Below are 25810 nucleotides of genomic sequence, written 5' to 3'. Positions count from 1 at the left end.
GGTGCGCTCACTGCAATTTTTCCTCATTCGATCCGCCACGCATGGCGAATTCAATCAGTGTTACAAGTGTTTCCCGGCGAGTGCGCAGGCAGGGCGCTTCGAGAAGGGCTTGCTTTTCTTCCGGGTCGAAATCCAGAAGCATCGACAATGAGTTCACCAAAAGCTCATCATCTGCATCCTTCAAGGTATCCCAATCTGTCGAAAGTTGCCGGGACGAAAAGAACCTTTCAAGCAGGTTTAGAAAACGCGGGCGGTCGAAACCGTCATCCTGTTCGGTCTTGCCCAGATCCCGGTCAAACCCGTCCCAAGACACAGCGCACCGGCGGTATGGCGTAAACGCATCCAGCTCGGATTTGACGCGAAAACGGGAAATCCCGGTCAATGTGATCAGGTAACGCCCATCCTCGGTTTCCGAGAACTGCGTAACACGACCAGCGCATCCGATCTGGTGCAGCTTGCTTTCGTTACTCTTGCACGGGTTTGGCTGCACCATGCCAATCAAACGCTCGGGCGTTTTCAGGGCATCGTCCAGCATCTGCAGGTACCGCGGCTCGAAGATATGCAGCGGCAGGCGCGACCGGGGCAACAACAGCGCCCCCGGCAAAGGGAAAACGGAAACCGTTTCCGGCAGATCAGCGGGATGCATCATGTATTCGAGTGTAGCTCTGATCGAGAATTAGGCAAATATCATCGAGCTGAGCTTGCGACGGCCATTCAAAACAATCGGGTCGTTTGGCTTGAGCGCGTCAAAGATCGTAAACAGCTGCGCCTTGGCTGCGCCATCGTTCCATTCCCGGTCGCGGCGAAACAGCTCAAGCAACTGAGCAACGGCTTCTTCAACGTCACCGTTTGCGTGCAGGGCCTGTGCAAGATCAAAACGCGCCTGGTGGTTTTCCGCGTCCGCCTCGACAGCCGCTGTCAGTTCTGCCACGGGGCCGGCATCTGCGGCCTGTTTGGCCAGCTCCAACTGCGCGTGCGCCGCCTCAACCTCGGGCGAGGTTGAGATGTCTGCGGGTGCGCCGTTCAGGATTGCTTCGGCCTGATCCAGATCACCGGTCGCGATATGCGCGCGGACCAATCCCCCGTAGGCAGCGGCATGGTTTGGATCCTCACCCAAAATGGCCGAGAATGTCTGTGCCGCGTCTACTGCCGCACCTTCGGCCAGCATTTCCTCGGCAGCCTGAACCGCTTCGTCCAGTTGACCACCCGGGCTTTCACCACCGGCGGCTTCGATGACGCGATCCACAAACGCTTTGATCTCGGATCCCGGCAACGCACCCTGGAACCCGTCGACCGGTTGCCCCTTGTAAAAGGCATAGACCGTCGGGATCGACTGAATACGCATCTGGGATGCGATCATCTGTGCTTCGTCCACGTTGATCTTGACCATCTTCACCGCACCCTTGGCGGCAGTCACAGCCTCTTCCAGCATCGGACCAAGCGTCTTGCACGGACCACACCAAGGCGCCCAGAAATCCACGATGATCGGGGTCTCCTGAGAAGCCTCGACCACATCAGCCATAAAAGTGGCTTCGGACCCGTCAATGATCAGGTCTGCTGCATCAGCTCCGGCGGTGGCGTTCAGAAGGTCCATGGCAATCACTCTTTCGTTCGAACTTTGGCCCTATATGCAACCGCTATCGGCAGAAACCAAGGGCAGAGTTGCGCAATTACAGATCGAATGTCGCAAAGACCGGCGCGTGATCGCTGGGTTTTTCCCACCCGCGCGCGTCACGCAGAACCCGGCTAGAGTGGCCCGCGTTTGCGATATCCCCCGTGGCCCAGACATGATCCAAGCGTCGCCCCTTGTCTGCTGCATCCCAATCGCGCGCCCGGTAGGACCACCAACTGTACAATTGTCCTTCGGGAATATCCTGCCGTGTCACATCAACCCAGCCGCCCGCATCCTGTGTTTCGGCAAGCGTTTCCACTTCGATCGGGGTGTGTGACACGACCTTGAGCAGCTGTTTGTGCGACCACACATCATCTTCGCGCGGCGCGATGTTCAGATCGCCCACAAGAATGGATTTTTCCGGTTTTTCGGCATTAAACCAATCACGCATGTCCGTCAGGTAGTCCAGCTTTTGGCCGAACTTTTCGTTGACTTCACGGTCTGGCACATCCCCCCCGGCTGGCACGTAGAAATTGTGTATTGTCACACCGTTTTCTAAACGCCCAGCAATATGGCGGGCATGGCCCAGCCCTGCGAAATCCTTGTCGCCCACCTCTTCCATCGGCAAACGGGACAGGATCGCAACGCCGTTATATCCCTTTTGCCCACGGGCAATCATATGGGTATAGCCCAGCGCCGCGAACCCTTCGGTGGGTATCTTTTCGACCGGAGATTTGCATTCCTGCAAACACAGAACATCCGGCGCTTCTTCCTGCAACAATTTCAACACGATAGGTTCGCGAAGGCGAACTGAATTGATGTTCCAGGTAGCAAGCGTAAATGGCATGAACGGGGATTCCTTTTTGGCAGTTGCCGCAGGTTAACTTGGTGCCTCACAGGGTACCATCGGAAAATCAGAGTTTTGACTGGTCAGAGCCGCGAAACACCCGCATTCAGCAACGTCTTGGCGTCGTTGAAAATCTCGTCAACGATCTCGGCCGCGGGCTGGACGTTTCGTACCAATGAAACACCTTGCCCGGACCAAAGCGACATAGCTTCGATATTGCCGTCAGTACCCCGTAAAGGCGTATAGCTTTGATAGCGAACAACGGCCTCTCCATTCGGGCGGTGGCCAATGATTTCTTGTTCGTTTGGCCGGTCACCCGGACCGGCAGAACCCGCTTCTTTCCATCGCTCGGCAGTAGAATTCTTAAGCGCTCGATGCGGCGCTTGGGGCCATTTCACATCATACAAGTCGTAGTACCATTCAGTATGTGCCTCAGTCGCGTTCAGAACACGCGTGCGGTAGTCATCGTGTATTGCCGCTTCGGTGCTGGCCAGAAACCGCGTTCCGATCCAAACGGCCGAGGCACCCAACATCAAGGCCGCAGCCATTCCGCGCCCGTCAGCAATACCACCCGCCGCAACGACAGGAATGGTCACGGCATCAACGACAGCCGGAATCAGCGCCATGGTCGACACCTGCCCCCAAACATGGCCGCCAGCCTCCCAGCCTTGGGCAACGATGATATCTGCGCCCGCGTCTTGCGCAGCGCGGGCCTCACTTGCATCACCGACACTGGCCATGACGACCAAGCCCGCGTCTTTTGCCGTTGCAATTGCAGACGGCTCCATACCCCAAAACAGCGAAACCGCATGAACCTGTTTGTCGATACAAACCTGCAGCTGATCTTTGTATGGGAAGGCAAGGTTCAAATTGACCGCAAAATTTCGATCGGTCAGGGCGCGCACCTTATTGATACCGTCCTCGACCTGATCTGCTGGACTGCCCCAAAGCGGGATAACGCCGTAGCCACCTGCGTTACAGACCGCAGCCACAAGATCGGGCCCCGCTGCCCCACCCATTGGCGCTGAGAGGATTGGTTTTTCAATACTCAACAGGTCCCGGATATCGCGCATCAAACTTCCCCCTCCTCATTCGATGGGCCGAATTGGCACGTGTTCCGTTGGCTAAGTCAACCCGTGCCGGTTCACGAAAGGCAAACCCATATCCGGCTGTAAACGCGCCCAAAACAAAAAAAAAGGCCGGGCCATACGGCCCGGCAGTCCAACAGGGAGGTACATGTCATAACCCGGACATGCACGGGTTGGGAGTAACCTAAATATGCTTCCAGAGTATCACTTTGATCTGAGTCAATCCACCGACTGTTAAGAGACCAAGCGATATCCACCCGATTCTGTGACCAAAAGGCGCGCATTTGAGGGATCGGGTTCGATTTTCTGGCGCAAACGATAGATGTGGGTTTCCAGCGTATGTGTCGTGACGCCGGCGTTGTAGCCCCAGACCTCGTGCAGCAGCACATCGCGCGCAACGACACCATCTGCCGAACGGTACAGGAACTTAAGGATATTCGTTTCCTTCTCGGTCAGACGAATTTTGCGATCCTCTTCGGTGATCAGCATTTTCATCGCCGGTTTGAACGTATACGGCCCCAAAACGAATACGGCGTCTTCCGACTGCTCATGTTGCCGCAGCTGGGCGCGGATGCGCGCCAGAAGCACAGGGAACTTGAACGGCTTAGGAACATAGTCGTTAGCACCGGCATCCAGGCCCAGGATCGTATCGGCGTCGCTGTCATGACCAGTCAGCATCAGGATCGGGCTTTTGACGCCTTGCTTGCGCATCAGCCGGCACAGCTCGCGACCGTCCGTGTCGGGCAGGCCCACGTCCAGAATAACCAGATCGTAAATCGCTTCACGGGCACGTTCCATGGCGGATGTGCCATCTGACGCTTCGAACACGTCAAAGTCTTCAGTCATCACGAGCTGCTCACTCAGCGCCTCGCGCAAATCCTCGTCATCATCCACCAGCAGGATTTTCTTAAGCTGTGCCATCTCCGGTCCTCCTAAGCCTTTTCCACCACTTGCGCGTCTCAGACGCAATCAACAAGGTTTGCTGCAAGGGTCTCACGTCCTCGTGTCTGATGAGTAGGAATTGTTTCACATTTCCCTCGGATCAGGCTACACGAGGGTCTGTTCGTTACAGGGTAACAGAGATGAGTTTGATCCCCGATACTACGGAATTGCTGGCCAGGGCCCGCGCGGACCTGCGCATGGGAGTGCCCGTCGTTCTGACCGATGACAGCGGATTCAGCGTTCTGGCCATCGCGTCAGAAACGCTGAGCGCGCAGCGGTTGGCCGATTTGCGCAGTCTGGGGGGCGAACCTGTGGTGGCGATCACCGTGCGGCGGGCCGAAACGCTCAAAGCGCGGGCTTATGACGGCGATCTGGCCCGAGTCGTCATCCCCGCAGACGCGGATATCGGATGGGTTCAGGCTGTCGCCGACCCCTCGGATGATCTGAGCGCGCCGATGAAGGGACCGTTGATGACGGAAAGGCAGGGCAACGCCAATCTGCACCGGATTGCCATTGCCCTGACTAAGTCCGCACGGCTATTGCCGGCGGCGGTCGTTGTTCCGGTCGAGGATGGCCGTGGCTTTGCGGCGGCTCATGGGTTGACCAGTATAGATCATACACGCGCCGCGCCCCATATGGCGGATCGCAGCGCCCTGAGCCCTATCGTGGCAGCGCGCCTTCCAATGGAAGTCTCCGAAGCCGGTCGTCTGCATGTTTTCCGGCCCGAGGATGGCGGCGAAGAACACTATGCAATCGAAATCGGTCGTCCAGATCGCAGCAAGCCTGTTCTGGCCCGACTGCATTCAGCCTGTTTCACCGGCGACCTCATGGGCAGCTTGAAATGTGACTGTGGTCCGCAACTGCGGGGGGCTCTTGCCCAAATGGGATCTGAGGGAGCAGGCGTTCTGCTGTACCTCAACCAAGAGGGCCGCGGGATCGGACTGGCCAACAAGATGCGCGCGTATTTCCTGCAAGATCAGGGATTTGACACAGTCGAAGCCAACCATCGCCTTGGCTTTGAAGATGACGAGCGCGATTTCCGGCTGGGCTCTGATATCCTGAAATCGTTGGGTTTCAATTCGGTCCGGCTGCTGACCAACAATCCGGCCAAGATTGCGATGATGGAAAAAACGGGCATCGCAGTGACCGAGCGGGTTCCACTAAAAGTCGGAGAAACCGCTCATAACCGGGGTTATCTGGCGACCAAGGCGGCCAAATCGGGCCATTTGCTGTGAGCCCTGACGACCTTGTCCTGACCCCCCAAGGCGTTCGGTTTGCAGGACGAGTTTTCCCATGTTCGATCGGCAAAAACGGGTTGAGCGACACAAAGCACGAAGGGGACGGCGCGACCCCCACGGGAATACACCACATCGCCGGGATACTGTATCGCCCTGACCGGATTGCACGTCCGGCGGAATGGGCTATTCCGATTGGACCACGGGATTTGTGGTCAGATGACAGCCGCGATGGCGCATACAACCAAATGGTTCGCGCCCCTTACGCATTCAGCCATGAAAAGCTGCGTCGGGCAGATCCGCTCTATGATCTTGTCTTGCTGACTGACTGGAACTGGCCCAACGCTGTCCCGGGACAGGGTTCGGCGATATTTCTGCATCAATGGAGACGCCCTGGCTATCCGACCGAAGGATGCATCGCGTTCAGCCGTGCTCATTTGCATTGGATCGCTGGGCGCGTTGATATTGGAACGCGCCTGATTATCCCTGGGGCTTGACCCGATCTCCAAAAATAGCTGACCCGACGCGTACATGCGTTGCACCCAACGCAATGGCTTGCTCGAAATCCCCGCTCATGCCCATGGATAATCCGGTAAGACCATTACGCTCGGCAATTTTGGCAAGCAGCGCGAAGTGCAGCGAGGGTTCCTCGTCCACCGGTGGGATGCACATCAGGCCGACGACCGGCAAGTCAAGATTCCGACAATCAGAGATGAATGCATCCGCATCAGCCGGCAAAATTCCGGCCTTCTGATCTTCTTCACCTGTGTTGACCTGAATGAACAAATCCGGACAGGATCCCGTTTCTTGGGCCAGCCGCGCCAGGGTGTTCGCCAGCTTCGGTCGATCCACAGAATGTATGGCGGTGAAAAGCTCGATGGCTTGTCGCGCTTTGTTTGTCTGCAGTGGGCCGATCAAATGCAGGTCGATATCTGAAAACTGCTTTGCGAATTCAGGCCACTTTCCAGCGGCTTCCTGAACCCGGTTTTCACCAAAACACCGATGTCCCAGCTCCAACACTGCCTGTACACGTTCATTCGGTTGGACTTTGGACACCGCGATCAACTGCACGGACCCTTCGGCCCGACCCGCAGCACCTTCGGCTTTCCTGACACGGGCGGTGATATCTTGCAGTGACATGGGCTTCCTCATTCTGATCTGAGCGCAGGAAAACACCATGTCAGCGCAAAAGAAAAGGGCAGGTCCGAGGACCTGCCCTTAAACCTTACGGTTCAGATCAACTTAGAAGTTGAATACCGCACCGAAGTCTGCACGGACTTGGCTGTCTGCATCACCGGTTTCGGTGTTGCCGATACCACCTTGCAGCGAAGTACCGCCACCCAGGTCGTAGATCGCGCCGATACCGTACTGCTGGGTGTCGCCGTCTGCCGAACCGTCACCATAAGCGGCGGTCAGGGTCAGAGCCGAACCAACGTTGTAGGCTGCCGAAACACCCCATGCTGTGCCGTCGGTTTCTTCACCAGCGCTGTTCACAGGTGTGTCTTCTTCGTCCGCCAGGAACAGAGTACCCGAGAAGTCACCGAATTCGGCGCCCAGGGTGAAGACCAGCAGGCTTGGGTCGTCGCCACCGGTTTGCGAACCGGTTTGACCATATGCCAGAGCAGCAGTGATGTTGCTGAAGGTGTAGGTAACGCTTACGTCCCAGATGTCCTCACCGGACAGCGAGGCCAGACCACTGTTGCCGTTCAGCGTGGTGTTTTGGTCGTAAGATGCGCCAAACGCGAAGTCGCCAACTGCATACTGGAAGAATACAGCGTTGTCGCCTGCGCCGGTCGACTGGAAGGTCACGAAGTCATAGTCAACACCCGAGTACTGACCAATGAAGTTTTCCAGGCCAGGCTCGAAACCGTAGTAGTTTGCGAGGTTGTCGAAGGCACCCGATACGTTGCCCGCGTCAACACGCAGACCACCGAAGATTACCGAGAAGCGCGCACCGCTCAGAGCAGCTGCATTTGCTTCACCAGTAGACGCGTCTTCGTTTGCTTCCAAACGAACACGAGCGGAGAATTCAACACCACCGTCAGTTTCTGCAGTACCGTCGATGTTCAGACGGAAGCGCGAGATCAGGATGGTATCGCTGGCTTCTGGGTCACCGGAAGTTACGTCGCGGTCTTCCAGGTATCCGATACCAAAGCGGCCCAAGCCGCTGAAATTAATGTCGGCCGACGCCATGCTTGCAGTTGCCAGCAAAGCGGTCGATGCGAAGAGAACTTTTTTCATCTTGTTTCCCTCGGTTTCAAAGTTTTCTACTCGACACATGTCATTGCACGTGTCTCAGCACGGGAACCGTTTCGCTTGTTTTGCCCCCTTCACGCAAGCATGGCTTAAATGTGACCATCGCTTTGGCCACAGATTGGTGCAAGGATGCCACAGTCATTTTGAGGGCGTAGTTCGCCCCTGATCCCACTGGCATGTGACAAGAATAGGGTTGTTGCCAAACATAACGTTGTTTAGGAGTATCACTCAGCAAGTGAGACCCAGTAAAACAGGACACCTCGACAATGCGCCTGCAGACGATTTTCGGTTTGATCATAGTGACCGTCGCAGTGTCGGCTTGCGGGGAGAATCGCAACGCGCCACCGAATCCAAACCTGCAATTGACGTCTGATGGCAGCAATTCGGAAGAGCGCGCGTTGAACGATCCCAATCGCACCACAATCTGGGATGTATTTAACACCGGAAACGCAGAACAGGTTGCCAGTGTGAACAGGTACTTGTGGACAGCGTCGCTGGATATTCTCAACTTTTTACCTGTCGAAGAAGTAGACCCGTTTACTGGTGTAATTGTAACAGGTTACGGCACTCCTCCGGGCGGCGGACGTCAGTACCGCGCTACAGTCCACATCAGTGATCCTGCACTGGCGGCACGTTCCTTATCCGTCTCGCTGCAGACCAGCGGCGGCTCACCTGTCAGCGCAGCAACCACGCGCGCGGTTGAGGATGCGATTCTATCCCGTGCGCGACAGCTACGCATTGCGGACAACAAGTTCTAGCAACCCGCGGAAAATCGCACTAATACCACGCCGGGTTCTTACCCGGCGTTTTCATTCACGAAGGACCGCACCATGTCGCGCTACTTGGCCAACGAAATCGAAGCAAAATGGCAAGAGGCCTGGGACAAGGCCGGTATCTTTGCCGCCAATCACAAGGCGGACAAGCCGAAATACTATGTGCTTGAGATGTTCCCCTACCCGTCTGGCCGAATCCATATGGGGCATGTGCGCAACTATACGATGGGCGACGTGATTGCCCGTCACAAGCTGGCGACGGGACATAACGTGCTGCATCCGATGGGTTGGGATGCCTTTGGGATGCCAGCGGAAAACGCCGCGATGGCTATCGGTGGCCACCCGAAAGACTGGACCTATGGGAATATCGCCGACATGCGCGGGCAGATGAAGCCTCTGGGCCTGTCCATCGACTGGTCGCGTGAATTCGCCACCTGTGACCCGGAATATTACGGCCAACAGCAGGCGCTGTTCCTCGATATGCTTGAGGCCGGGCTGGTCAATCGCAAGAACGCCGTGGTGAACTGGGATCCGGTCGATATGACCGTTCTGGCCAACGAACAAGTAGAGAACGGGCGCGGTTGGCGCTCAGGGGCCTTGGTGGAACGCCGCGAGTTGACCCAGTGGTTCTTTAAGATCTCGGACTATTCCGAGGAATTGCTCGATGCTTTGGACACTCTGGAGAACTGGCCTGCAAAGGTGCGCCTGATGCAGGAAAACTGGATCGGCAAATCGCGCGGGTTGCAGTTTTCATTCGACCGCACCGATGGCGGAGAGCCGATTACTGTCTATACAACTCGGCCCGACACGCTGCTGGGCGCGTCTTTCGTAGGCATTTCGCCCGATCACCCCATTGCCAAAGCGCTGGAAGCTGAGAACCCTGAAGTCGCTGAATTCGTTGCCGAATGCCGCAAGGGTGGCACCACGGAAGAGGCCATCGAAACCGCGGAAAAGCTGGGATATGACACCGGCATCACCGTCAAACACCCGCTGGACCCAAACTGGGAGTTACCGGTCTGGATCGCTAATTTCATTTTGATGGACTACGGCACCGGCGCGATCTTTGCTTGCCCGGCGCACGACCAGCGCGATTTGGATTTCTGCCGCAAATACGGCTTGCCCGTGGTCGATACGTTCTTTGCGCTGGATGACGACACTCCGGTCGACAAGATCGCCTTCGTCCCGCCGAAGACCGAGAAAGTCCGCTGGGTGAACCATTTCGCCGGCCTGACCGAAGCCCCAGGTGAAGAAGCGATCAACGCCACCGTCGATTTCGCCGAAAAGGCCGGATGGGGCGAAGGTGTAACCAAATACCGCCTGCGCGATTGGGGCCTGAGCCGCCAGCGCTACTGGGGCTGCCCGATTCCCGTCGTGCATTGCGATGCCTGCGGTGTGGTGCCCGAGAAGAAAGAAAACCTGCCGGTTCGCCTGCCCGACGATGTGACCTTTGACAAACCCGGCAACCCGCTGGATCGTCACCCAACCTGGCGCGACTGCGAATGCCCGTCTTGCGGGGCGGCCGCAAAGCGTGAAACCGATACGATGGACACGTTCGTCGATTCGTCGTGGTACTTTGCCCGTTTCACCGCGCCCCGTGCCGAAACGCCCACCGATCTGGCCGAGGCCGAATACTGGATGAATGTCGACCAGTATATCGGCGGCATCGAACATGCGATTCTACACCTGCTTTATTCGCGCTTCTTTGCGCGGGCGATGCAGATCACCGGCCATCTGCCAGAAAAAGCGATCGAACCGTTCAATGCGCTTTTCACCCAAGGCATGGTGACTCACGAAATCTATCAGACCCGCGACGCCAATGGCCGCCCGGTCTATCACCTGCCCGAGGACGTGACCGACGGAAAACTGGCTGACGGCACCGAGGTCGAGATCATCCCCTCGGCCAAAATGTCGAAATCTAAGAAAAACGTGGTCGACCCGGTCAGCATCATCTCGGCCTTTGGTGCCGATACCGCACGTTGGTTCGTGCTGTCCGATTCGCCGCCTGAACGCGATGTGGAATGGACCGCATCCGGGGCCGAGGCCGCGTTCAAGCATCTAAGCCGCGTGCATCGCATCGCCTCTGAAATCGCCGAGGCGGATGTCCCGGCCAACGCCGAAGACGAAACCCTGCTGCGCGAGATGCACAAAGCCATCCACGATGTGTCGGGCGGGGTTGAGTCCTTTGGCTTCAACGCCTCGATCGCCAAGCTCTATGCTTTCACCAATACGCTTGCGAAATCCAAAGCCGGGACCGAAGCCAAGCGCGCGGCGGCTAAAACGCTGGCGCAACTGATGTCGCCGATGACCCCTCACCTGTCCGAAGAACTCTGGCAGCTGCTGGGCGGTGAAGGGCTTGTCGCCACAACCGCGTGGCCTGTCGCGGACGAGGCGATGTTGATCGACGACACCGTCACGCTGCCGATCCAAGTCAACGGCAAGCGCCGCGCAGAAATCAGTGTCCCCAAGGATATGGACAAAGCAGAGGTTGAAAATATCGCGCTCAGCACCGAAGCTGTGCAAAGGGCGCTGGATGGCGCTACGCCAAAGAAAGTGATCGTTGTTCCCGGCCGGATCGTGAATGTTGTTGTTTGACCGCAGAACTCTTTTGATGTTGCCACTGGCTTTGGCCGCTTGTGGCTTTGAGCCGGTTTACGCCCCCGGTGGTTCGGGCGCTGCCTTGAACGGCAGGGTGGAAGTTTCCGCGCCGAACACCGTGGAAAGCTTTCTTCTGGTTGAAAATCTGGAACAACGTCTGGGTCGCAGTGCAAGTTCCGGCAAGGATTATGGGCTGAACGTCAACGTTTCGACAGTTCGTCGCCGCGCTGCCATCACGCAGACAAACGAAACAGACCGATACACGATCGAAGGTCGCGCAGATTTCGCCCTAAGGTCAAATGCCACTGGTCAGGTTTTGACGTCCGGAACGGTAGCGGATTTTGTAGGCTATTCAGCCGCTGGTTCTACAGTTTCAGAGCTGGCAGACGAACGGGACGCGGTAGAAAGGCTCATGGTAATCCTTTCGGACCAGATCGTTACTCGCCTTTACGCGACCCCGGACCTAACCAAATGAAGCTTAGCCCGCGCGAGGCTGAAGGATATTTCGCCAAACCCGACGCGGATAAGGTGGGATTACTGATCTACGGGTCTGACGCGATGCGTGTTGCGCTGAAACGTCAACAGGTTCTGGCGGCACTGCTTGGCGACGCCGCCGAAGAAGAGATGCGGCTCACCCGGATGCCCGGCGCGGATTTGCGCAGCGATCCAGCTTTGTTGCTGGATGCAGTCAAAGCCGTTGGCTTCTTTCCCGGACCTCGCGCTGTGTTTGTCGAGGACACAACCGATGTGGCCGCCCCGGCAATCATCGCCGCATTCGAAGACTGGGCCCTCGGCGATGCCCAGATCATCGTAACGGCCGGACAGCTCAAACCAAGTTCGAAAATCCGCAAAGCGTTTGAGGCTCATCCTGCAGCCTATGCCGTGGGCATCTACGATGATCCTCCATCCCGGGCCGAGATCGAGCGGGTGCTCGCCACGGCCGGGTTACAGAACATCCCGCGTGATTCAATGTCGGCCTTGACCGAACTGGCAGCAGCAATCAGCCCCGGAGACTTTGCACAAACCGTTGAAAAGCTGTCTCTTTACAAGCGTCAGGATACGGCGGAACTGTCAATCGAAGATATCGAAGCCTGCGCGCCACGCTCGACAGAAGCGGCGTTGGACGACGTCCTTAATGTCGTGGCCGAAGGTCGCGCCGGAGAAATTGGCCCTCTGATCCGCCGTTTGCAATCGCAAGGCACAAACGCGGTTTCGTTGTGCATTGGTGCGACCAGACATTTTCGGACGTTGTATGCTTGTGCCTCTGACCCCGGAGGGGCAGCTCAGGGGATCGGAAAACTACGCCCACCTGTTTACGGTAAACGCCGCGACCGCATTTTGCGACAAGCGCAGGGTTGGGGTGCACCGAAATTGGAAACAGCCCTGACTGTTTTGACAGATACCGACCTATCACTACGATCAGCGGGGCAGACCGCACCCGCAATGGCCTTGGTCGAGCGTGCCTTGATCCGCCTCGCTATGTTGGCGCGGTCACGCTGATCCTTGCACCCAATGGGCTGCGGACTGCCCGGCCCATTTCCCGGTCGCAAGGCAAGCCGTCAGCAAATACCCTCCGGTAAGGGCTTCCCAGTCCAGCATTTCCCCTGCGCAGAAAACACCGGGCCGTGCCTTAAGCATAAGCCCTTTGTCCAGTGCAGCTTGCTTAACGCCACCCGCGGTTGAGATTGCTTCGCCCATCGGGCGCAACCCTTCGAATAGAACGGGTAGCTTTTTGAGCGCGGCGACCTCATGCGATTTGGGAAGAGAGCATCGCTTTGCCATCTCATGAAACAAGGCGATCTTTTGCGGAGGCAGATGAAGCGACCTTTTCATCCACTGGGAAAACGTCACTTTTGGTTTCTTGGCGGCCCAACGTTTTTGCAAACTGACCTCGTCCAGATCAGGTAACAAATCGACGAACAGGTCCGCCCCGTCGCGCAATGCTGGCGTCAGGGAATACAGGCCGCCGCCCTCCAACCCGGTGGCTGAAATCGCGGCCTCACCCCGGCTTTCCAATTCCCCGGCGATCCATCGAACAGTCTTTAGCGCTGCACCAAAATGTGGCTGCATATGAGTGCTCCACCCCACGGACAGCGCGGAATTTGCAGGCGCGAAAGGGGCAAGATCAACGCCCTTGTCAATTAGGGTTTGCGCCCAGGCCCCATCTGATCCCAACCGCGCCCAACTTGCCCCGCCCAGTGCAAATACAACGACATCGGGAACAACCGTTTGCCTGCCCTCTATGGTTTCAAAAACCAGGGCCTGACCATCCCAGCCCGTCCAACGCCAGCGCGTCTTGATCTGAACACCCCCGCTGTCCAGCCTGCTTAACCACGCGCGCAATAGAGGAGAGGCTTTCATCGCCGTGGGAAACACCCGCCCGGTCGAGCCGATAAAAATGTCCTGTCCCAGACCCCGCGCCCAGTCCTGAACGGCAGCGGCATCAAATTCGGTCAAAATGGGGCGCAGCCAGTCTGAAGCCTTACAGTAGGAATCCAAAAATACCTCGAACGGTTCATCTTTTGTAAGGTTAAGGCCCGACTTACCTGCCATCAGGAACTTGCGTGCAACCGAAGGTTTGGCCTCGGCCACAAGCACGTCGTGGCCAGCGTCAGACAACTGCTCCGCGGCCATCAGGCCAGCGGGTCCAGCCCCGATTACCACTGCCTGCGCCATCGACGTCCCCTTGCTTTTCACGCCGTCTGGCGCATCTTTACCCAAGCCATGACGAACAGTGATCCGACATGTCCGCTTTGCGACCGCCCAATCCCTGACGGGGGCGGCAGCCTGCACCATCTGATCCCAAAACTCAAAGGGGGCAAGGGTGGACCCACCGTATTACTGCATATCATCTGCCACAAAGAGGTCCACGCAACCCTGACCGAAGCCGAACTTGCCCGGGAATTCTACACGGTCGAGGCCCTTCGCGGGCACCCCCGGCTGGAAAAGTTCCTGGCGTGGGTCCGCAAACGCCCGCCGGGGTTTCGATCCAAAGTACCCGGCAAACGGCGCAGGCGTTGATCATCCAGGACGGACCGTATCGCCAAACGCATCCTTCAGCGGTTCTGTCAGGCCCTCGAACTCAAGTCCGCGATAGTCTGGAACCGGCGCAAACTGTCCGCCTGACAAGTGCTGAAACTCCAACGTCGTATAGGGGCGTTGCCATAACCATTCCCGGTTTTCGACAGCCCACAAATCCGGTTCTGGCGGCGTCTCGTCTGTAAAGGCGTAAAAGTGGAGGTCAAAGCCGTATTGAGCCACGTCCTGCATCGACAACAAACGCATGCCTTGCCCCCGACAAAATGCATCTTCAGCCGCAATGTCGCCTGTCCTCAGGGTGATTTGACCAATACAGGCATTTGAAAAAGGAGCGTTTGGGTCTGCGGCGTTATCAGGGCGGTTGCCCTCGAAACGGTGCTGCAACAGCTCGATGACAAAACCTTCGGGGTCCTGAAGATGGCACATGTACCCGATGTCCAGAAACTGCTGCGGGTCCGATACCGCGACCCCGTTGGCCCTTAGGTACGAGGCCACAAGATCCACGTCAGGAACGGTCAAGCCGATTTTCCAGTACCGCTGCCCGCGATCGTGGACATAGCCCCCGCCGCCCGGCATGAGCAGTATGTCGGCGTCTTGCCCTGCGTATCCCACACGAAGACTTGCGCCCTGCGGTCGAACCGACATGCCAAGTATGTTCTGATAAAATGCAGCAAGCCTGTCGGGATCAGCCACCCGCAGGCGTATTCCGGATAACCTCATGAGCAGACCTTCGCGATTCCGGCAGCAATCTTTGGGTCTGCCGCCACGCTGTCGGCCACCAACTGCTGGGCTGTGGGCATCAGATCCTCGGGATCGACCACACGGTCTACAAGGCCAAAAGTATAAGCCTCCTCCGCTGTGATCTTTTGTCCTGCCATCAAAATCATCTTGGTCCGTGCCGGTCCGATCAGGGCTGCCATCCGGACCGGGTCAGAGGGCTGAGGCAGAAACCCTAGCTTCATGACCGGATAAAAGAACTTGGCAGATGGCACCGCAATACGGATATCGCAGGCCAGCACCATTCCGTTTGCCCCACCCGCCAATGTTCCGTTCAGCGCGGCAACTGTCAGACATGGCAAGGTCGCGATTGCACCTGACAATCGTTCCCACAAATCCGAAGTTGCCAGCCCCGCGCGAGCCTCATCCAGATCGGCACCGGCGCTAAATACTTTTCCCGCTCCGGTCAGGATAAGCGCGCGCGCCGCTGTCGCGGCTTCGGCAATCTCGCACAGCTCGGTCAACATGGATCCGGTCAGCGCATTTGCCTTGCCTGGGTTGTTGAGCGTGACCGTCCACAAACCGTCGGCCTTGTTCAAATCGATCACGTAAGCCCTACCCTTTTCCGTATATCTTCCCGACGCAATGAAATCTCTGCCCCCAGAAATTCATCCGCATCTTGCGAACACATCCACAACAGCGCGCGGGCAGGCCAGTCAGCGGGGATGTGATCACTCCAGTCCAGCTGGCTGACGGCGTTTATTCCACTGGCCTTGATCACGCGCTGCATATCCGTTGCGACGGTCCCCGGTGAAAGGCCCATAGCGCGAATACCATGGATGGATTCTTCAAGATGCAAACACTCGGTCAACATCTTGGCCCCGGCTTTCGAGGCGCAATAATGGCTCCAGGCTTCTATCGCGTTCGAGGCCGCGCCAGATGAAACCGTGATGACAGTACCGCCCCCCGCAGCGCGCATCACCGGCAGCACCGCGCGCATACCGTGAAAGACCCCCTTGAGGTTAATGTCGATGGCTTTGCCCCATGCGCCAACATCGGCATTCGAGAGGTGAAAGATCGGGTCGATCACACCTGCATTGCCGATCAAGACGTCCAGACCACCAAAACGATCAACGCAATCGGCAACAGATTGTTCGACCTGCGCGAAATCGCTGACGTCACATTGCAACGCAATCGCGTTATCGCCCAATGCATCAGCAAGTGCCGCGATCTGATCCTTGTTGCGTGCAACCAGTGCAACATTCGCCCCCGCTGCGGCAAAAACGCGCCCCGCCTCGGCACCGATACCGCGGCTTGCTCCTGTTATCAGTACGGTTTTTCCTTGCATTTGGACCCTGTACCTCCGTTGTTTTTAGATTGTGTGAACGTCTACCGCGCGAATGGGGAAAGGGTCTAGTCCTTGCCCCTTGACGCCCGACGCAACAGGCACGACGATGCCCGCAAAATTGATCAAGAAGGGTTCTATTATGTCCGTTTTCCTACGCCGCAGTTGCGGTGCAGCTTTGGCCTATGCCGCAATCTCTCAGGGGGCGCTGGCCGATGTCACCGCACAGGATGTCTGGAATGACTGGCAGACCTACCTGACCCAGATGGGGTACACCGTTGAGGGTGAACAATCCGCCGACGGCAATGTCCTGAACATCACCGATATGAACCTGACCATGTCGTTGCCCGAAGAAGACGGCAGCTTTCAGATGACAGTCCCGCAGATGTCGTTGACGGAAAACGGTGACGGTACGGTCAGCATTGGCTTCCCGGAAAGCTTTCCGATGACCGTATCTGGCGAAGGTGATGGCGAGACGTTCTCGACCGATATCCTCTACACGCATAGCGGTTTGACGATGGTTGTATCCGGCTCGCCTGACGATATGACCTATGACTACTCGGCAGATGCGCTGGGGATCAAACTGGATGGTGTATCTGTCAATGGTGAACCCATGCCAGCAGATGCGCTTGCGGCCAACATGGAGATGACCGACCTGACCGGTAGTTCCCGGATGAAGATCGGCGAAAACCGCGATGTTGATCAGACATTCACTGCCGCAGGCCTCAGCTATGGTCTGGTGTTTGACGATCCCGAGGGCGAAGGCAACGCGAAGGTCGACGGATCGCTCAGGGATCTCACATTTGAAGGCACCAGCGTGATTCCATCCGAATTCGATTTCTCGGACACGCAGGCGTTCTATGATGCAGGGTTCGAGTTCGCAGGTACGTTCACCTACGGCGCGGGCAATTCCGCCCTAGAAGGCACCAGCGAAGGTGAAGCGTTCTCACTCGGCAGCGAATCCGAGGGCGGCCGTTTTGCAGCAAGCTTTGACGCCCAGCGCCTGGCCTATGACATCGAGCAGAACAGCGCGAAAGTGGCCGTGACGACGGCGGACCTGCCATTTCCGATCGAACTTGCGATGGCCAATGCGGGGCTGAGCTTTGAGTTTCCCGTTCAGCAATCTGAAGAGATTCAGCCTTTCGGTTTTGCGATGAACCTGACCGACTTCACAATGTCGGATGTGCTTTGGGGTATTTTTGACCCGGCGGGCGCATTGCCGCGCGACCCGGCGACAATCGCGCTGGATGCAACGGGTACCGCCAAAGTGCTGACCAATTTCTTTGACCCCGAAGCGATCGAGTCGCTGGAATTCTCCGAGAGCGCCCCGGGCGAGTTGCATTCGCTCAAGATCAACGAATTGCTGGTGTCACTGGTCGGGGCCAAACTGACAGGCGACGCGGATTTCGACTTTGACAACTCGAACACCGAAGAGCTGGGTGGCCTACCCTCACCAAAAGGAACCGCAAACCTGCAACTGATCGGAGCGAACGGTTTGATCGACAAGCTGATCGGTATGGGCCTGATGTCGGACAGCGACGCCCTTGGCGCGCGAATGATGATGGGCCTGATGGCAGTACCAGGGGAAGAGCCGGACACGCTGAATTCGCAGATCGAATTCAAGGAAGACGGTCAGATTCTGGCTAACGGACAGCGGATCAAGTAACCGCTTTGGGGAAGGTAGCAGCGCTGCCTTCCCCGTTTTACCTGCGACCAATACGCCGGAACAGAACAGACCCACCGCTGCTGACACGCTGATCGTAGGCAAAACCAAGCGCCGACAGGTGATCAAAACAAGCTTTGATGCCTCGCAAGCCAATCTTTCGCGTGTGCACTTCAAGATATACCTTTTGAACGTTCGCCAGATTGGCCCCGTCAAACAGGTACTTTTCACCACCTTCGATATCAACGATGAGAACGTTCGCATCAAAACCCGTCAGAATTTCCGAAAGGTGTCTTTCAGGCACCTGAACTTCTTCGACATAGTCTGGTTTCGGGTCCAGTGACGACGACCAGAACGGGTCACGGATGTAGAACGTGGATGTTCCCAAGCTTTGAGAATCGGCAAGCGCGACCGTGTTCAGCACATCGACGCCTTCAATGCCGTTCGCTGCATGAACGCGGCCGATGAACTCACATAACGTTGGGTTTGCTTCGACGCACATAACCGATTGAACATTCAATTGGCTGGCAAGATAGCTAGAAATGAACCCTATTCCTGCACCAAGCTCAACCACGCGATCCGCCGGGTCGATAAATTTCGGCAGACCCGTCACTTCGTCCTTTTCATACCGCTCAGCCCGGATGGACCGCGCAACCTGTGGCGTGATGATTTTGGGGTCATTTGGTATCTGAACACCGCGTAGCGAAAGATAGTCCTGCATATATTTTCCTGACCGTGCCCCTGTTCGAGGGCCACCAGTGAACATCCTTTTCGTATTGAGGTTTAGCCCAAGGGCTCAACCATAGCAGCCGGTTTTTTGCGGTAACGTAAAGTTTTTGCCGTCTTTTGACTGTTGCATTGGACTTGGCGCACGCGCGGCCCTTGCGGGACATGTCATCCAAGGCTAGGTCCAGTACAATCAGACCGGAGGCTTCATGACCCGTACACTTGAAGAAATCAGCCAGAACCTGCTGGACGCAGCCCGAAAGGCCGGGGCTGAAGCGGCTGACGCTATTGTCTTGGACGGGTCCTCGGTTTCGGTCGAAGTCCGCGCTGGTGCGCTGGAACATGCCGAGCGGTCTGAAGGTGCCGATTTGGGGCTGCGGGTTTTTCTTGGAAAAAAGCAGGCGATCGTCTCAAGCTCGGACAGCAACCCTGACACCATCACGGCCATGGCCGAGCGCGCCGTCGCAATGGCTAAAGAAGCGCCCGAAGATCCTTTCACCGGACTGGCCGACAGTGATCAGTTGGCGACGAGCTGGGATATGGAAGCGCTGGAGCTATTTGACCCCACGCCCGAGCCCAGCGCCGAAGCCCTGCTGCAAGATGCCTTGGCCGCCGAGGCTGCGGCACTCGCAGTAAAAGGGGTCACACAGGTTTCTGACGCGGCAGCATCCTATGGTGTTCACCGGGTCCATTTGGCCGCGACCAACGGGTTTTCCGGCGGGTACGAACGCAGCAGTCGGTCGACCTCATGCGTTGCGATCTCGGGCGAAGGTACGGGGATGGAGCGCGACTATGACGGTGACAGCCGAACCTTTCAGGCCGATCTGCGCAGCCCCAAGGAAATCGGCCAAACCGCCGGGGAACGGGCCGTGCAACAGGTGGGCGCACGCCAGCCTGCAACGGGGACGTTTCCGGTTCTGTTCGACGAACGCATCTCATCCTCGCTGATTGGTCATCTGTTGGGCGCCAGCAACGGAGCATCTGTCGCCCGTGGTGCATCGTGGCTTTCGGATTGCTTGGGGCAGCAGGTTCTGCCGGAACACTTGTCTTTGATCGAGGACCCGCATCGACCGCGCATTGGTGGATCACGCCCGTTCGACGCCGAAGGCTTGCCGACGCAGCGCCGCGCGATTGTAGAAAACGGTATCCTGACCGGTTGGACGCTGGATCTGGCCAGCGCGCGTAAGCTTGAGATGACATCGACCGCAAACGCGGTGCGCGGTGTTTCGGGCCCGCCATCGCCCAGCAACTGGAACCTTGCGCTGACGCAGGGCGCGCAAAGCCGCGACGACTTGCTGCGCGACATGGGGACTGGCCTTTTGGTGACTTCGATGATCGGATCGACGATCAACCCGAATACAGGCGATTATTCTCGTGGTGCATCAGGGTTCTGGGTCGAAAACGGAGAGATCACGTATCCGGTCAATGAATGCACGATCGCCGGAAATCTGCGGGATATGCTGAAACGGATCATCCCTGCCAATGACGCGCGCAGTTATCTGTCGCGTGTCGTCCCGTCTTTGCTGGTCGAAGGGATGACACTTGCCGGCAACTGACCTGCCTTTGCTGATCGACGCCGCGTTAGAGGCCGGAAAGATCGCCACGCGCTTTTCAGGTTCAACGGCCCAGCGCTGGGACAAACCAGACGGTGCCGGCCCGGTCACCGAGGCCGACCTTGCCGTGAACGCAATGCTGGAACAAAGGTTACCATCGGCGCGGCCGAAATACGGTTGGCTTAGCGAAGAGACCGAGGACTCCGCACATCGGCTGTCCAAGGACAAGGTCTTCATCATCGATCCGATCGACGGCACCCGCAGTTTCGCCGAAGGGTCGCGGACATGGGCACACTCATTGGCGGTGGCCGAGCATGGCATCGTAACAGCGGCAGTGATCTATCTGCCGATGCGTGACCTCATGTACGCCGCAGCCGTTGGGCAGGGTGCAACTTTGAACGACGCTCCGATCAAAGTGTCTGATATCAATGACCTGAAATTGGCCGAGGTACTGGCCGCGAAACCCAATCTCGCGCCCCACCACTGGCGAGATCACGATGTTCCGGTCTTTGGGCGAAACTACCGTCCTTCGCTGGCCTATCGGTTGGCTTTGGTCGGACAGGGGCGGTTCGACGCCATGCTGACGCTACGCCCAAGTTGGGAATGGGACATTGCTGCCGGGGATCTGATCATACGCGAGGCAGGTGGAGTGTGCTCGGACCGAATGGGGGAACCGTTGCGTTTCAACAACGCACATCCGCGTCTGAATGGGGTCATTGCAGGTGGTCGTGATATACACAATCAACTGTCGCGAAAACTGGCACCGAAAGGCCCCGGAATACAACCATGAGCAAACCGCGCTCATTAAGCCTAGCAGCTTACCGTGTCCTGTCATGGGGCGTACCCAATGGGGCCGATCAGCTATACGCTCAACGTCCCAAGGGCGAGTTGATCTGGCTGCACATTGCATCGGACAGCCGGCAGCGCGCGGTCGTGGATTTCTGCCAACGTTTGCTACAGGCCCGCCCGAACCTGTCGATCGTTTTGACAGCACCGCCCGAGGCCGATTTAAACAGGTGGGACAAATGTGAATACCCAATGGTCAACCTGCCATCGGAACAGACCGGTGCAGCGCGGGCGTTTCTGGATCACTGGGAGCCCGATCTCGCAATCTGGGTCGGTGGTGGGCTGATGCCCAACATCATCACCCGCGCCGAAGAGCGTCGGATCCCTTTGATCCTGATCGAAGCCGAGGTTGACATCAACGTCGCTCGGGGCGGCCGATGGTTACCGGACATCACACGGTATACGCTTGATTGCTTTCACAAGATTCTGGCAGCCTCGCCGGACACTGTGCGCCATATCCGACGGTTGGGAATTTCCTCATCGAAAGTGGATACGGCACCGCCGCTGCATGTCAGTCCCAACCCTCGCCCTTGGCCCGAAGATGAACTGATCGAAATGAACCATGCCCTGTCGGGTCGTCCCATCTGGCTGGCAGCTTATGTGCAGGACAAAGAGTTCATCTCAGTGCTCAGCGCCCACCGTCAGGCAATGCGCATGTTGCCGCGTCTGGCCCTTGTTCTGCATGTCGCCGACACCGCCGAAGCCGGTCCGCTGCACCGCAGGCTCGAGTCGATGGATTTACGCTGTTCCAACTGGGATGAGAGTGGAACGATCGAAGATACGACACAGGTCATTCTCTCAGCCACCACCGAAGATCTGGGCCTTTGGTATCGTATCTCACCAGTAACCTTCATGGGCAGTTCGCTGGAACGCGGTGCGGGGGGCCACGACCCACTTGTGGCAACAGCGCTTGGGTCGGCGATCATACATGGCCCGTTTGTGCATCGCCATCAGCAGCTATACGATCAGCTGAACCGGGCCAACGCAGCACGTGCAGTTAGAACAGCGACCGAGCTTGGCGACACCGTGGTCGAACTGCTGGCACCGGATCAGGCTGCAAACATGGCATTGGCCGGGTGGGAAATCGTGTCAGAGGGTGCCCCGCAAACGGATCACCTGATCGACATTGTGCAGGATTACCTGGATCAGCGGGGTGAAGATCATGCAAGCACCTGACTTCTGGAGCACCACCCCGGACAAACCTGCACTCAGGGCTCGGCTATTGTCGCCTTTGGGACGGCTATATGCGGCTGCTACGGCAAGGCGTATCGCCGAAGGCCCAGGGTTTGCACCGGATGTCCCCGTCATTTGTGTCGGCAACCTGAACGCGGGCGGGACCGGGAAAACCCCAACCGTGATTTGGATGATCGAACAGTTGCGCGACGCCTGGCATCAGGCACATGTCGTAACACGTGGTCACGGCGGCTCACTCGAGGGGCCGGTCCGCGTCGATCCTGGTAAGCATTCTGCTGATGAGGTGGGGGACGAGCCTCTGCTGATTGCTGCATTTGCAGACGTCTGGGTCGCCAAAGACCGCGCTGAGGGGGCACGTGCTGCAGCCGCCGCAGGGGCAACCGTGATCATTCTGGATGATGGATTTCAGAACCCGTCGGTTGCCAAGGATTTGTCGGTCATCGTTGTCGATGCCGCACGAGGGTTTGGTAATGGTCTTTGCCTACCAGCCGGTCCACTGCGAGAACCGGTTGAAGTGGGATTGCAACGCGCAGACCTTGTTCTGTCTTTGGGCGATGCGGAATCCCAGTCCAAGTTTTCTGAGATATGGGGTGATGCGGTGGACATCCTTCATGCGACCGGTGCTGTTCAACCCCTGCAAACAGGCATGGACTGGCACGACACACCGGTTCTGGCTTTTGCCGGGATTGGCCACCCGGAAAAGTTCTTTGCAACGATACGTCAGCAAGGGGCGAAACTACTCAGAGCCGAAGCGCTGGATGACCACCAACCACTCACTCCCGCCTTGATGACGCGATTGGAGAACGAGGCTCGTCTGCTCGGTGCCCAGATGGTCACCACGGAAAAAGACGCCGTAAGATTACCTGCCGCGTTTCGCAGCAAGGTGATCACTCTTCCGGTTCGACTTCATGTCAACGAGGCAGAGATGGTGCGCCAGATGTTGCTGAATGTCGCACCTTCTCCTTAAGTCGTGGCCGGTCAAAAGACCGGCCTTACCGTGGATCAGCTGCCCAATTCGGCTTCGATCAGCTTTTTGAATTCCTCATAGGGCTGGTTGTCCACCGCTTTACCGTTCACGATAAAGGACGGAGTCGCCTGGATGCCATCACGCTCGGCGTTTTCCTGATACCAGGCAACCAGCGTCTGCGCGCGTGTGCCGTCCTGCAGGCAGGCTTCGAGTTGATCACTTTCAATCCCGGCCAAACGTCCGATCTTGCGCAGCTCGTCCACGATCTCGGCAGGGCCACCGGCGCGGGTCCATTCGGACTGGCCCTCATATATCAGGTCAGAGATGCCAAAGAACTTTTCGGGACCACCGCAGCGCGCGACCATTGACGCCCAAAGCCCGTAGCGATCAAAGTACACCTCGCGGTAGATGAACTTGACCTTGCCGGTGTCGATGAAATCCTTCTTGAGCTGTTTATACGGGCCCTTGTGGAAGTTCGCGCAGTGCGGGCAGGTATAGGATGCGTATTCGATGATTTCGACCGGAGCATCCTCGGCACCCAGTGTCATTTCGACAATGGTCGACGTATCCAAATCGGCTTCTTGCGCCTCAGCGCTGCTGATCAGCGGGAACGAGGGGGAAGAAGAGTTCGACAGCGACATCCAATAGCCGCCTGCGGCTATTGCGACAGCCGCGCATATTCCGGTTGCAATACGGCTCATGTATCAGCCCTTTCTCAGCGTTTTTGTTTGGATAGAACGTTACGGCCCAGACGTTCAAGGGCTGCGCGCAAATCGCCATCATGGACGTCCTGCGCGGCCCGGCCTGCCTCGGCCACGATTTCAGGTTCAATTGTAGGTTTTGGCTGTTTCGGTTTGTGATCGAAACTGGCTTGCCCCTCGGCAAATCCCATTGGCGCAGTCTGCGTGATGCGAACCCGACTGATCGCATTATAGCCATAAACGGCGTTCACCTTGCCCCGCAGCTGTTCTTTCTGCATTTCCAGCATCGGAGCCTTTGGGCCAGTTGTCAGCACAGTCAACGTAGCCCCCATGCCACCCTTGCCATAGCCCACATTCACCGGACGCGCGATTGCGGCCATATCCTGCCCAACAATCTCAGCCCAATGGGTCAACAGGCGTGACACGGCGAAACCCCGGCTTTCGCCGGCGCGCCTGATCTGGTCGTTCAGCAATGTCGCGGTACGTTTGAAACCGCGTGTCGAAGAACGTCTGCGCTGCATCTGGATTCCAACTCCTGCTCTCCTATTGTAGAGGGCAGGACACCGGGTACCAGCGAAACCCGACATGGAGATACATAAAACTTGCGTGACACCAGTGAATTTGACGTGAGCGGTGGATTGTTGGCCTGGTATGACCGCCATGCACGCGAAATGCCCTGGCGTGTAAGCCCGGCAGATCGCGCGGCAGGCGTCGCTCCTGACCCGTACCGGGTATGGCTGTCCGAGGTGATGCTGCAACAGACGACAGTGGCCGCAGTGCGTGACTATTTCCTGCGGTTTACCTCTCGCTGGCCCACAGTTCAGGCACTGGCCTCTGCGCCGGATGATCAGGTGATGGGGGAATGGGCCGGGCTGGGTTACTATGCGCGTGCGCGAAACCTTTTGAAATGTGCCAGGGTCGTAGCGGACGAGCATGGCGGAGTATTCCCCAACACATATGATGCCTTGCTGACCCTGCCCGGCATTGGGCCCTATACGGCCGCCGCCATTTCCGCCATCGCCTTTGATCGCCCCGAAACCGTTCTGGACGGCAATGTCGAACGTGTGATGGCGCGGCTTTATGACATCCACGACCCGCTTCCCGGATCAAAGCCTCTGCTCAAGGAAAAGGCCAGCATCCTGACACCTTCCAAACGGCCCGGCGATTACGCACAGGCGGTTATGGATCTTGGGGCCACAATCTGCACGCCCAAGTCGCCTGCCTGCGGGATATGCCCCCTGCGCAACCCTTGCGCGGCGCGACAGGTGGGAACGCAAGCGGATTTGCCGCGCAAAACCCCCAAGCAACCCAAACCCACCCGGCATGGGCACATCTATATCGCCCAGCGTGCCGATGGTGCGCTTCTTCTGGAACGCCGCCCGGACAAGGGCCTATTGGGCGGGATGCTGGGCTGGCCGGGCTCGGACTGGTCCGACGCACCACAAGAAGCCCCACCCTTCGTGGCCGAGTGGCAGTTATTGCCGGGCGAAGTGCGCCATACCTTTACCCATTTTCACCTGATTCTTCGTATCTGGTCGGCCCCGCTCCCGGATGACATGCACCCGGGCGAGCTTGTCATCATGGACAAACACGCGTTTCGACCCAACGTTCTTCCAACTGTGATGCGCAAGGCGCTTGACCTCTGGCTTGGTCGATAACACGTTTTTCCGAACACCGTCTGAGGTCGACCTCGGAACACAAATTCGGAGCG

Annotated in this window: 27 protein-coding genes; 13 read left to right on the top strand and 14 right to left on the bottom strand. The window is 57.6% G+C overall.

The features are described from left to right. Nucleotides 1-7: 7 nt before the first annotated feature. From ACR0BD_RS13475 to ACR0BD_RS13455, 5 genes are all read right to left on the bottom strand, one after another. Nucleotides 8-649, bottom strand: coding sequence for an LON peptidase substrate-binding domain-containing protein (locus tag ACR0BD_RS13475; protein WP_480831161.1), 642 nt, complete (start codon nt 647-649; stop codon nt 8-10). A 27-nt stretch (nt 650-676) separates the two neighbouring features. Then, on the bottom strand, nt 677-1594 hold the full coding sequence (gene trxA / locus ACR0BD_RS13470; protein WP_480831159.1) for a thioredoxin: 918 nt from the start codon (nt 1592-1594) through the stop codon (nt 677-679). Nucleotides 1595-1670: 76 nt separating this feature from the next. Continuing rightward, nucleotides 1671-2459, bottom strand: coding sequence for an exodeoxyribonuclease III (locus tag ACR0BD_RS13465; protein WP_480831157.1), 789 nt, complete (start codon nt 2457-2459; stop codon nt 1671-1673). Between the two features lie 83 nt (nt 2460-2542). Next, the gene (locus ACR0BD_RS13460; RefSeq protein ID WP_480831155.1) at nt 2543-3532 is read right to left on the bottom strand and encodes an NAD(P)H-dependent flavin oxidoreductase; all 990 of its coding nucleotides are present in this window, start codon (nt 3530-3532) and stop codon (nt 2543-2545) included. Between the two features lie 249 nt (nt 3533-3781). Then, a complete protein-coding gene (locus ACR0BD_RS13455) occupies nt 3782-4468 on the bottom strand; it encodes a response regulator transcription factor (RefSeq protein WP_480697991.1) in 687 nt (228 codons plus the stop codon). Nucleotides 4469-4629: 161 nt separating this feature from the next. Between ACR0BD_RS13455 and ribA the strand changes: the two genes are divergently transcribed. Beyond that, complete coding sequence (gene ribA / locus ACR0BD_RS13450; RefSeq protein WP_480831153.1) at nt 4630-5724, top strand: GTP cyclohydrolase II; 1095 nt, start codon at nt 4630-4632, stop codon at nt 5722-5724. Then, entirely contained in the window at nt 5721-6221 is a 501-nt protein-coding gene (locus ACR0BD_RS13445; RefSeq protein ID WP_480831151.1) for a L,D-transpeptidase family protein, read from the top strand. Before ribA ends, ACR0BD_RS13445 begins: the two co-directional genes overlap by 4 nt. Here ACR0BD_RS13445 and ACR0BD_RS13440 read toward each other — a convergent pair. Together ACR0BD_RS13440 and ACR0BD_RS13435 are read right to left on the bottom strand one after the other, a co-directional pair. Then, nucleotides 6205-6864, bottom strand: coding sequence for a YggS family pyridoxal phosphate-dependent enzyme (locus ACR0BD_RS13440; protein ID WP_480831149.1), 660 nt, complete (start codon nt 6862-6864; stop codon nt 6205-6207). The two genes, ACR0BD_RS13445 and ACR0BD_RS13440, sit on opposite strands and share 17 nt — an antisense overlap. Nucleotides 6865-6966: 102 nt before the next feature. Next, nucleotides 6967-7965 (bottom strand): porin, encoded by a 999-nt coding sequence (locus ACR0BD_RS13435; RefSeq protein ID WP_480831147.1) that lies wholly within the window; start codon nt 7963-7965, stop codon nt 6967-6969. A 281-nt stretch (nt 7966-8246) separates the two neighbouring features. On the opposite strand from ACR0BD_RS13435, the gene ACR0BD_RS13430 reads away from it, so the two are divergent. The 4 genes from ACR0BD_RS13430 to holA all read left to right on the top strand — a co-directional run bounded on the left by ACR0BD_RS13430 (nt 8247) and on the right by holA (nt 12848). After that, nucleotides 8247-8738: a DUF3576 domain-containing protein gene (locus ACR0BD_RS13430; RefSeq protein WP_480697996.1), complete on the top strand. Its 492-nt coding sequence runs from the start codon at nt 8247-8249 to the stop codon at nt 8736-8738. 72 nt (nt 8739-8810) lie between these two features. Further along, nucleotides 8811-11345: a leucine--tRNA ligase gene (gene leuS, locus ACR0BD_RS13425; RefSeq protein ID WP_480831145.1), complete on the top strand. Its 2535-nt coding sequence runs from the start codon at nt 8811-8813 to the stop codon at nt 11343-11345. Then, a complete protein-coding gene (lptE, locus tag ACR0BD_RS13420) occupies nt 11332-11823 on the top strand; it encodes an LPS assembly lipoprotein LptE (RefSeq protein WP_480831144.1) in 492 nt (163 codons plus the stop codon). The genes leuS and lptE overlap by 14 nt, the downstream gene beginning before the upstream one ends. Next, nucleotides 11820-12848 carry a DNA polymerase III subunit delta gene (gene holA, locus ACR0BD_RS13415; protein ID WP_480831142.1) on the top strand — a complete coding sequence of 343 codons (1029 nt, stop codon included), beginning with the start codon at nt 11820-11822 and terminating at the stop codon, nt 12846-12848. The genes lptE and holA overlap by 4 nt, the downstream gene beginning before the upstream one ends. Here holA and ACR0BD_RS13410 read toward each other — a convergent pair. After that, nucleotides 12840-14024, bottom strand: coding sequence for a TIGR03862 family flavoprotein (locus tag ACR0BD_RS13410; protein ID WP_480831140.1), 1185 nt, complete (start codon nt 14022-14024; stop codon nt 12840-12842). The genes holA and ACR0BD_RS13410 overlap by 9 nt on opposite strands. A gap of 48 nt (nt 14025-14072) precedes the next feature. On the opposite strand from ACR0BD_RS13410, the gene ACR0BD_RS13405 reads away from it, so the two are divergent. Next, entirely contained in the window at nt 14073-14369 is a 297-nt protein-coding gene (locus ACR0BD_RS13405; protein ID WP_480831138.1) for an HNH endonuclease, read from the top strand. On the opposite strand, the gene ACR0BD_RS13400 is transcribed toward ACR0BD_RS13405, so the two are convergent. The 3 genes from ACR0BD_RS13400 to ACR0BD_RS13390 are packed head-to-tail and all read right to left on the bottom strand — an operon-like array spanning nt 14370 to nt 16452. After that, nucleotides 14370-15107 carry a VOC family protein gene (locus tag ACR0BD_RS13400; RefSeq protein ID WP_480831136.1) on the bottom strand — a complete coding sequence of 246 codons (738 nt, stop codon included), beginning with the start codon at nt 15105-15107 and terminating at the stop codon, nt 14370-14372. It lies immediately after the preceding gene. Beyond that, entirely contained in the window at nt 15104-15712 is a 609-nt protein-coding gene (locus ACR0BD_RS13395; RefSeq protein ID WP_480831134.1) for an enoyl-CoA hydratase/isomerase family protein, read from the bottom strand. Before ACR0BD_RS13395 ends, ACR0BD_RS13400 begins: the two co-directional genes overlap by 4 nt. Further along, nucleotides 15709-16452 (bottom strand): SDR family oxidoreductase, encoded by a 744-nt coding sequence (locus ACR0BD_RS13390; protein WP_480698004.1) that lies wholly within the window; start codon nt 16450-16452, stop codon nt 15709-15711. The genes ACR0BD_RS13395 and ACR0BD_RS13390 overlap by 4 nt, the downstream gene beginning before the upstream one ends. 139 nt (nt 16453-16591) lie before the next feature. Between ACR0BD_RS13390 and ACR0BD_RS13385 the strand changes: the two genes are divergently transcribed. Then, nucleotides 16592-18115 (top strand): DUF2125 domain-containing protein, encoded by a 1524-nt coding sequence (locus ACR0BD_RS13385; protein WP_480831132.1) that lies wholly within the window; start codon nt 16592-16594, stop codon nt 18113-18115. 37 nt (nt 18116-18152) lie between these two features. On the opposite strand, the gene ACR0BD_RS13380 is transcribed toward ACR0BD_RS13385, so the two are convergent. Further along, nucleotides 18153-18833, bottom strand: a complete 681-nt coding sequence (locus tag ACR0BD_RS13380; RefSeq protein ID WP_480831130.1) for an FkbM family methyltransferase — start codon at nt 18831-18833, stop codon at nt 18153-18155. A 214-nt stretch (nt 18834-19047) separates the two neighbouring features. Between ACR0BD_RS13380 and ACR0BD_RS13375 the strand changes: the two genes are divergently transcribed. Genes ACR0BD_RS13375 through lpxK form a run of 4 tightly spaced genes read left to right on the top strand, consistent with a single transcriptional unit; the run spans nt 19048 to nt 23398 of the window. After that, nucleotides 19048-20394, top strand: a complete 1347-nt coding sequence (locus tag ACR0BD_RS13375; RefSeq protein WP_480831128.1) for a TldD/PmbA family protein — start codon at nt 19048-19050, stop codon at nt 20392-20394. Then, nucleotides 20381-21181, top strand: a complete 801-nt coding sequence (locus tag ACR0BD_RS13370) for a 3'(2'),5'-bisphosphate nucleotidase CysQ (protein ID WP_480831126.1) — start codon at nt 20381-20383, stop codon at nt 21179-21181. Before ACR0BD_RS13375 ends, ACR0BD_RS13370 begins: the two co-directional genes overlap by 14 nt. After that, nucleotides 21178-22413, top strand: coding sequence for a 3-deoxy-D-manno-octulosonic acid transferase (locus ACR0BD_RS13365; protein ID WP_480831124.1), 1236 nt, complete (start codon nt 21178-21180; stop codon nt 22411-22413). Before ACR0BD_RS13370 ends, ACR0BD_RS13365 begins: the two co-directional genes overlap by 4 nt. Next, nucleotides 22400-23398 carry a tetraacyldisaccharide 4'-kinase gene (lpxK, locus tag ACR0BD_RS13360; protein WP_480698009.1) on the top strand — a complete coding sequence of 333 codons (999 nt, stop codon included), beginning with the start codon at nt 22400-22402 and terminating at the stop codon, nt 23396-23398. Before ACR0BD_RS13365 ends, lpxK begins: the two co-directional genes overlap by 14 nt. 35 nt (nt 23399-23433) lie before the next feature. Here the strand turns inward: lpxK and ACR0BD_RS13355 are convergent, their stop codons facing one another. Beyond that, the gene (locus tag ACR0BD_RS13355) at nt 23434-24099 is read right to left on the bottom strand and encodes a DsbA family protein (RefSeq protein WP_480831122.1); all 666 of its coding nucleotides are present in this window, start codon (nt 24097-24099) and stop codon (nt 23434-23436) included. 14 nt (nt 24100-24113) lie between these two features. Continuing rightward, nucleotides 24114-24620: a DUF721 domain-containing protein gene (locus tag ACR0BD_RS13350; protein WP_480831120.1), complete on the bottom strand. Its 507-nt coding sequence runs from the start codon at nt 24618-24620 to the stop codon at nt 24114-24116. Nucleotides 24621-24701: 81 nt separating this feature from the next. Between ACR0BD_RS13350 and mutY the strand changes: the two genes are divergently transcribed. Next, nucleotides 24702-25757, top strand: a complete 1056-nt coding sequence (gene mutY / locus ACR0BD_RS13345) for an A/G-specific adenine glycosylase (RefSeq protein ID WP_480831118.1) — start codon at nt 24702-24704, stop codon at nt 25755-25757. Nucleotides 25758-25810: the final 53 nt, after the last annotated feature.

It is taken from the genome of Ruegeria sp. G5, assembly GCF_056533365.1.
Note: the sequence above shows the minus strand (reverse complement) of the source record. Positions and strands in the feature narration are given on the sequence as shown.